The organism is Vibrio sp. 10N.286.49.C3 (genome assembly GCF_041469545.1).
GTDB classification, from domain to species: Bacteria; Pseudomonadota; Gammaproteobacteria; order Enterobacterales; family Vibrionaceae; genus Vibrio; species Vibrio tasmaniensis_A.
The window spans coordinates 1-7544 of record NZ_JBFRKT010000061.1 but is presented as its reverse complement, the minus strand read 5'-3'; the positions used below and the strand labels follow the sequence as shown (position 1 = coordinate 7544).

Sequence of the window (7544 nt, the reverse complement as noted above, 5' to 3'; positions counted from 1 at the left end):
GTTTTATAACGAGGTTTAGGTATAGGGCTACAAGAGGGAGTGAATGTAGCTGATCAGATCGTAGGTTTAGTTCCAATGAATTACGCAACAAAGCCGAGACTATGGGGAAATCACTTTTGGGCTAGAGGGTATTTTGTAGATACGGTCGGTGTGAATGAAAAAGTCATTCGCCGATATGTACGACACCAAGATAAGCAGGACATAGAGTATGAGCAACAACTGTAGTTATTGAAGAATTGATAGCGCGGAAGCCCCTTTCTAGGGATGATAAAGCGAAATTGCCTTCTAAGAAGGCGGATATTTTTTCAGTCTTGCATTGTAAAGGGGTCAAGGAAATGGGCATGGCTTAGACCATAAATATAATGAACCAAATGTTTGTCTGCCCATTAGGTTTTCGGGCAGACAATTAGCTTAATTTTTAAAAGAAGCCTAAAGGATTAACACTGTGGCTAACGATGATATTTTTGGTGTTCTGGTAGTGGTCTAGCATCATTTTGTGTGTTTCTCTACCAATCCCGGACTTTTTATAGCCGCCAAACGCAGCGTGAGCAGGGTAAGCATGGTAGCAGTTAACCCAAATTCGCCCAGCTTGTATATTTTTCGCCATATGTGAAATCAGATTGTTGTCACGTGTCCATACTCCAGCACCTAAGCCATACTCAGTATCGTTGGCGATTGCCAGAGCTTCTTCAGTGTCCTTAAATGTAGTAACAGCAACGACTGGGCCAAAAATCTCTTCTTGGAAAATACGCATATCGTTAGTTCCTTTGAAGAGGGTAGGCTCGACAAAGTAACCATTGTCTTCATTGCTGTTACCACCAATAAGTAATTCGGCACCTTCTTCATGACCAAGAGCTATGTATTTGCGAATTTTGTCAAATTGCTCTTGTGACACCTGTGAACCAACTTGTGTGTCGGTATCGAGTGGGTTTCCTTGTTGGATCGTTTTCATGCGAGTTTGCAAACGTGAAATGAAGCGATCGTAAATTGATTCATGAATCAAAACTCGAGAAGGACACGTGCAGACTTCACCTTGATTGAAAAAAGCTAACAAGACACCTTCGATACACTTATCAAGGTAACTGTCTTCGTGATCAAATATATCAGCCATAAAAATATTTGGAGATTTACCACCTAGCTCGACTGTTGACGGAATTAGGTTCTCAGCGGCACACTTCAGAATATGCTGTCCAACTTCTGTAGAGCCAGTAAAGGCTACTTTAGCAATCTTTTTATGTGTAGCAAGTGCTTGACCTGCTTCTGAACCATAGCCATTTACGACATTGATTACACCGGCAGGGACTAGATCTTCGATGAGCTCCATCAATACTAAGATTGATGCAGGAGTTTGTTCCGCTGGTTTTAATACTACGCAGCAGCCAGCAGCCAGCGCGGGTGCCAGCTTCCAAGCGGCCATTAAGAGTGGGAAGTTCCATGGGATAATTTGTCCTACAACACCAACAGGTTCTGGGAAGTGGTAGGTCATGGTTTGTGAATCTAGTTCCGCAGCGGAACCTTCTTGAGCTCTAATGCATCCAGCAAAATAGCGGAAATGGTCGACAACGAGTGGAATATCAGCGGCGAGAGTCTCGCGAATAGGTTTCCCATTGTCCCATGTTTCAGTAATAGCAAGCATCTCAAGGTTGTTCTCAATACGCTCAGCTATCTTTAATAATATGTTTGAACGCTCAGTGACTGATGTTGAAGCCCAGTCATTTTTCGCATTGTGCGCAAAATTAACTGCCAAATCGATGTCTTCTTGAGTCGAAGCTGGAATTTCACAAATTACAGAATGGTTGATTGGGGAGGTATTAGTAAAATATTTTCCATGTTTCGGTGCTACCCATGCCCCTCCTATGAAGTTTTGATACTGCGGCTTGAAATCGACAATCGAATTTTCAGTTCCTGGTTGTGCATATAACATTTTCAGTTCCTTTTTTTAGATTCTGTGCGTTATTATCCACCCGCACATGAAAAATAAAATAAGCAACTTCAACCATAGGTTAAGCTAGAATAAAAATAGCCATACTAAATCAATGGTTTATATGTTAACCGTGAAACTAAAAGTCTTGAATGCTTAGGGTATATGTCTTTTTCTAATGAATTTCATTTTAATATGCTAGTTCTATCAATGTAAATAGATCGCTATCATTACCAATATAGTAACCAAATAGGACATATATATCTGATCTTATGGACGTAATAATGGTGTTATTTTTATAACTACATGATATTTGGTTGGTTTGTTTTGTTGGTGCAATTGGTTTCACTGTTTTATTTTAAACATATAACGTTAACATATGAGGAACAAGAACAATGAACTAGAGGAATGTAAAGTGTATCAAGAATTGAGCCAACTGTTAGATGACATTGGATATGCATTTGATAAGCATGAGCTGAAGATATGTACTATCAGAGCTCAAAAAAACAAAGTTATAAAAGCGATGATTGTAAAGGCAAAAGAACTAAATTTTGATATTTCGTCAAATCTATCGAAAAGTGTCTTGTCAGCGATAGTTAGTCAGGAAGACATTAACGAGCAACAAGCGATTGACGTTTTGACGAAGTATGTAATTAGCGACAATATAATTCAAAGAGAAATGAGAGAGAGCCTTTTCCTTGCTGCGATGAGGAAAAGCGAAGAGTTTCATATTGTTATGCTATTGAATGGAGAAGGGGTAAATCGTGTTATCTGAAGAAATGCTTTATGAAAGAACCAAAGAAGCGCTGCGATGCGCACGCTTGCTTGAGCTTGATACATCCCAACAATTTATTAGAACATGTTTGAGTGCTTGTGTGGCTGATAAGCGTATTCATATTAACAATATTGGTGAGGTATTAAGCCATTCAATTGCTTATCCGAGTAAATTATTAGCTGGTGCATATGAGTCCAGTGAGCTTCATCGGTCCATAACCCCTGTCTTAGAAAAACTCTCTCAATAGTATTTGTCTGAGTGGCAAAAATGTCACATCAAAAGTAGTTGCTTGGGCCTAATCTGGCAGTCATTATTTTTTAAGCGATGTTTGTCAGATTGAACCTAAGGCTGAACTTTTTACGGTTTACGAGCTAACAGTGTATCTAGTGAATGTTAGTTGCCACTTTTTATCCACATGATTACTCGCCCTGAATTTTATAATCAATACGCATTTGACTCACCAAGATCGTCATCGTTTATTTCTTGCAGGTAAATTAGTCGACTTTGTTTTTGTTTCGCTTTTCTTTCCCTTGTGGTTTGTCGTTGAACGCTTGCAGATACAAGCGTAGGCGGAGAGACATCAACTTTCTTAAAGTTGAATTGATGAAGGCTGTGGAGCTCAAAGCCGGAGAGATACCAGCTTTATTATTGGGTTAATCATTTCAATCCAAGTGAATAACTCCCTTTTTAGCTAAGGGCTTAGGTCCAGTTAGAATTAAGGTGCTTAAATCTCACAAGCCTGTGTCGTTTTGCGATATTCTGTGGGCGTCATGTCGTAAAATTTTTTAAACAGCGACCTAAAATGGTTTGTGTCACTGTAACCAACTTGCTGGGATATTTGTTCTATGTTTAAGCTGGTAGTGTCCAGCTTGTCTCTCGCTAATACCACTCTAATACGTTGTATGTAGTTCATTGGAGATTCGCCAGTTGCTGCTTTGAAGCGACGTTTCATTTGCCTTTCACTCAAAAAACTTTTCTCTGCACACATAGCGACAGATAGCCTGCTTGGGTCTTCATTGTGCATCCACTCTTGTAACCGATCAATCAAACTGTCGCTATGTTGATGGTATTGAGCAAAGCTCGTTAAACAAATTCGCTTAATTTTTGAAACATCACCTCCTAAGTACTGTTCACATTTAATTCTTTGGGCCGTGCCTAACAAAGCATCAATTAACAAAATTGTTGCAGCAAAGTATTCTTTAATGCTGGAGGTGCAAATATATCGGTCTTCATGAGTTATTTTCAAGTGTGGTTTGAATTTTACTTGGGGGAATTGATTTCGAAAATCTTCAGCATATACCCAATGTGTAGTTGCGCTTCGTTTGTTTAAAACCCCAAGCTCAGCCAGAAGAAATGTCCCCGTACATAAAGAGAGAACAAATTCACACTGCGTAATTTGTTTTTTTAGCCAATATTTAACCTCTTTGGGTAAGACATAAGACCCCTTATTTATGTCACCACAAGCACCTATTATTAAAATGTCGGTATGTTCGACGGATTCCCAATGCGTACTACTGTTAATTGTTAGCCCCCCTAAGAATTGAGTCGGCCCCCCTGTGACTGATACATAACTGACCTGTGGCGCTGGTAATCCTGCTTGCATTGAAGCAATTGTCAGCATTTCGATTGGTCCCGAAATTGCTGTGATTGGGCTTCCTTCTAACAAGAGTGCAGTAATCTTTAAAGGTTCTCTTTTTCTGATCATGAGTATTACGTTTCTCAAATATGTCCTATTTGCTAGTACTATGTCCATAAACCCTTAAGAACACTAATAAACAAATCCGAAATTTAAATTACTCGTCATTAGATTGATTTTAAATGAATAAATTAAGTCATTGATATTTACATGTTTATAATCAACATGTTTAGTTATAACTAAATCTGTTGATGATTTAGATTGATTACTCTAATTAATCGGCCGTGATACACTGGACACTGCCGGTCAATAAACTGGAATAACAGAAAATATACTTATCTTGGTATAAGGTCTGGAAAAATTGTTCCGATGAATTCTCAATCAAGTGTGCTTCAGTGAAATCAAGTTCTGTTGAGGGAGTGTAGTTTGCGCTACGTAGCGCGTTGGTTGTCGAAAAGAGGTCTGCACCCCAGAAATAAACGGAGTAATAGATGTTGAGGGCTTTGTTTTCGCCTTCGGATAATAAGCTACAATGCGCATCGTGAACTCCTCCCCACAGATGATCTACGGTAATTACTTCTTTGAAGGAGTCGACTTCAAATTTTTTATATGTACGACCATGAGAAAATAACATGATGTTGTTTCGACCATCTAAGAATAGAGGATGATTAAGGGTATTTATCCATGAGATAAACGTAATGACGAGTATATTTGCCAAGACCAGAAAAATAATGGCTTTACCGACATTGTTCATTAATTTCCTCTCTTACTTGCTCGATTGAATAGTCTCGGGAAAAACTAAAATTCATTGTGTTGTGTTCATGTAAATTATTAGGTTGATAAACACACGATACATAGAGTTGCTCAGGGTTTTCAGAAATATAGAGCATACGTAAGTCACTTGAGTATCTCCCTTTGAGGTCATTGAAACGTTTATCTCCATTTTTAGTATCAGTAAAATAGTACGTTACGCCCAAATGTTCACGCTGGTTCCATTGAATACGATCTGTGGTGCTATTGTAATATATGATCCGCGTTAACCAAGTGAGACTAACTAAAAATAACAGTGAGAGAGTCAATAGAATGAATCTTTGAAGGTATTGTAGATGGGCCGATAGACTGGTCTTCTCATGGTCTTGAGGTTGGAGAGTGTCTGGGATTATTTCTGAACTAGGTGTTGATGAGTTGTTTTGTTCAAGAACTATTGGCACCTCAAGGCTTATTATGTTGCTTACCAGTAAATAACCATGCTTTGGGACTGTTTTTATAATATTTTGTTGTCGGCCATTGTCACCTAAAGCTATACGTAGGTGGGCTATAGACTGAGTTAAACTAGCTTGCGAGACGACTCGCCCTGGCCAAGCCACGTCGATTAGGGTACTTTTTAAAACGGTTTCGCCTTGATTTTGACATAAAAGCTCTAAAATTTTGCAATCTGTAGAGTGCAATTTTTTGCTCTCCCCATTACTTTGGTTAGTTAGCTGGCGCCTAAGGGTTGGATTAAATATCCACATGCTATGTTGTTTTCTTGTCATTGACGTCAATTTTTTCTTTATTTTCAGATATATTGACACATTGAACTGAGTTGTTCGACAGTTGGATGTAACAATATTGGTGGGAGGTTTCTAACAAAGTTTGAAAATTTTCTTCGCCGCCATCAAAGAGCGCATGTTGCTCTGGTAAATCAAAATATTCTGTTTCTGGAGTGTTAACCAGTTGATTTATATATTTTATGGAATAAATGGATTTCGGCCAAAAGGTAATAAGAAATTGTGTGTCCAGTTTTTTTCCATTGTCGAAATGGATAGAAGCCATTAATAGAAATCGGTTCCATAGATAAGGTTTTAAGTGATAGTCGATTTTTCTGTATTTCTTATCTCCCATTTGCTCACCGTAAGTCAGAACTGTTTTACTTATTTGGGTATTAACGTTTTGAGCAAAACTAGGAATAAACGATGCATTGAGAAAAATTTGAATAGGCAACAAGGCAAGTAAAAAGACAACGCTAAGCAAATAGTGTTTATTGGCATTTTTGTACAATATCATTGCTAATCCCCTCTATAGCGCGCTTAACATCAATGGAAAAGTTGATGCTTTGGCCGTAAGGTGATGATGCATTCTGGTGAATGCAACTTACATAAATCCTAGTTTTATTTGAAGCAATATAAAAATTCACATTGTTTAAAGTAGGGTGCCTAATCAGCTGTTCTAAGAGTTGTTGACTATGAAAATCGTTGTTCTTGATCGTAAAGGTGTTAGTTTGAGAGTTCAACCTTGACATGTTCAGTTTAGGTTCGCTTTGTGAAGGTATGAACAAAAACCAAAACAGTAAACAGTTCATGCTGACTAATAAAACTATTACGCTAGCTTGCCAAGAACATTTAAGCTTAAAAGCCACTACCTTATCAGGTCGCCTAGTCTCGGGTTGGGCTTGGTTAGTTAAAACTAGAGCTATTTTATTATAAGCGACAAAGTAACCGGCTTTAGGTACGGTTCGAATGATACATTGTGCTTCCACTGTATCATTCAAAGCTAAACGTAATGATGCAATGGCGTGTGTGATACTGGCATCTGAAACAAATTTCCCCGGCCAAATTTTTTTGTGAATTTCAGATTTAGTTACGACTCGATGGTCATTCGACAGTAAGAGCAATAATAACTGGCTTTCTGTTTTTGTTAGTCTCTTTTCTTCACCTGATATTTTATTTCGAAGTTGAGAGTGTTCATGAGGTCTAAAATCCCACATAGATAGCTGCATACCTATACTTGGTGTTGTTTTTAAATGAAATATTACAAACTTACCAAATTATTCAATAGACAACAACTAGTAAAATAGTATGAACTCGAGTTTATAATAAGAATTGATTATAGGCGTTGAGGGCAATTTTGCTTTGTTTTTTAACGAGAACTTTGAAAGGTATACTTAAATCAGCACAGTTACTTCCATTTATGTGTCTGGTTTCATTGAGATGCGTTGATGCCTTCCTCTTGTGAGTTCGTATGTATAATGATATCGACTCTACTTGACTAATCTATGGGATTGCATCGGTGTACTATTGGAGAGAGGCAGTTGTAACTAAGTTGATATTATTTAATGAAATGATGGAGTGCCATGTTGTATTTTATTATATAATTTTCAATTAAAATTTCTTCTACTAATGCTTCTAATATAGATGATTCTTTTAGTTTAAGAGCGGCTTTGTTGCGTAATT

8 protein-coding genes and 1 pseudogene are annotated in these 7544 nt (G+C 37.9%); 3 read left to right on the top strand and 6 right to left on the bottom strand.

The window, feature by feature from the left end; genetic code table 11:
* Positions 1-90 precede the first annotated feature (90 nt).
* Positions 91-225 (top strand): annotated as a pseudogene (locus AB4180_RS21300) (transposase); the annotation flags it as partial.
* A gap of 193 nt (positions 226-418) precedes the next feature.
* Here AB4180_RS21300 and AB4180_RS21295 read toward each other — a convergent pair.
* Positions 419-1924 carry an aldehyde dehydrogenase family protein gene (locus tag AB4180_RS21295; protein WP_017098662.1) on the bottom strand — a complete coding sequence of 502 codons (1506 nt, stop codon included), beginning with the start codon at positions 1922-1924 and terminating at the stop codon, positions 419-421.
* Positions 1925-2300: 376 nt separating this feature from the next.
* On the opposite strand from AB4180_RS21295, the gene AB4180_RS21290 reads away from it, so the two are divergent.
* Positions 2301-2696: a hypothetical protein gene (locus tag AB4180_RS21290; protein WP_017098661.1), complete on the top strand. Its 396-nt coding sequence runs from the start codon at positions 2301-2303 to the stop codon at positions 2694-2696.
* Positions 2686-2943, top strand: a complete 258-nt coding sequence (locus tag AB4180_RS21285) for a hypothetical protein (RefSeq protein WP_017098660.1) — start codon at positions 2686-2688, stop codon at positions 2941-2943. Before AB4180_RS21290 ends, AB4180_RS21285 begins: the two co-directional genes overlap by 11 nt.
* Before the next feature lie 477 nt (positions 2944-3420).
* Here the strand turns inward: AB4180_RS21285 and AB4180_RS21280 are convergent, their stop codons facing one another.
* The 5 genes from AB4180_RS21280 to AB4180_RS21260 form a co-directional block, all read right to left on the bottom strand.
* Positions 3421-4449 (bottom strand): GlxA family transcriptional regulator, encoded by a 1029-nt coding sequence (locus AB4180_RS21280; RefSeq protein ID WP_017098659.1) that lies wholly within the window; start codon positions 4447-4449, stop codon positions 3421-3423.
* Positions 4450-4606: 157 nt separating this feature from the next.
* Entirely contained in the window at positions 4607-5086 is a 480-nt protein-coding gene (locus AB4180_RS21275) for a hypothetical protein (protein ID WP_017098658.1), read from the bottom strand.
* Positions 5070-5867 (bottom strand): winged helix-turn-helix domain-containing protein, encoded by a 798-nt coding sequence (locus AB4180_RS21270; RefSeq protein ID WP_017098657.1) that lies wholly within the window; start codon positions 5865-5867, stop codon positions 5070-5072. The genes AB4180_RS21275 and AB4180_RS21270 overlap by 17 nt, the downstream gene beginning before the upstream one ends.
* Positions 5848-6378, bottom strand: coding sequence for a hypothetical protein (locus AB4180_RS21265; RefSeq protein WP_017098656.1), 531 nt, complete (start codon positions 6376-6378; stop codon positions 5848-5850). The genes AB4180_RS21270 and AB4180_RS21265 overlap by 20 nt, the downstream gene beginning before the upstream one ends.
* Positions 6353-7090: a winged helix-turn-helix domain-containing protein gene (locus AB4180_RS21260; RefSeq protein ID WP_241909279.1), complete on the bottom strand. Its 738-nt coding sequence runs from the start codon at positions 7088-7090 to the stop codon at positions 6353-6355. Before AB4180_RS21260 ends, AB4180_RS21265 begins: the two co-directional genes overlap by 26 nt.
* Positions 7091-7544 lie beyond the last annotated feature (454 nt).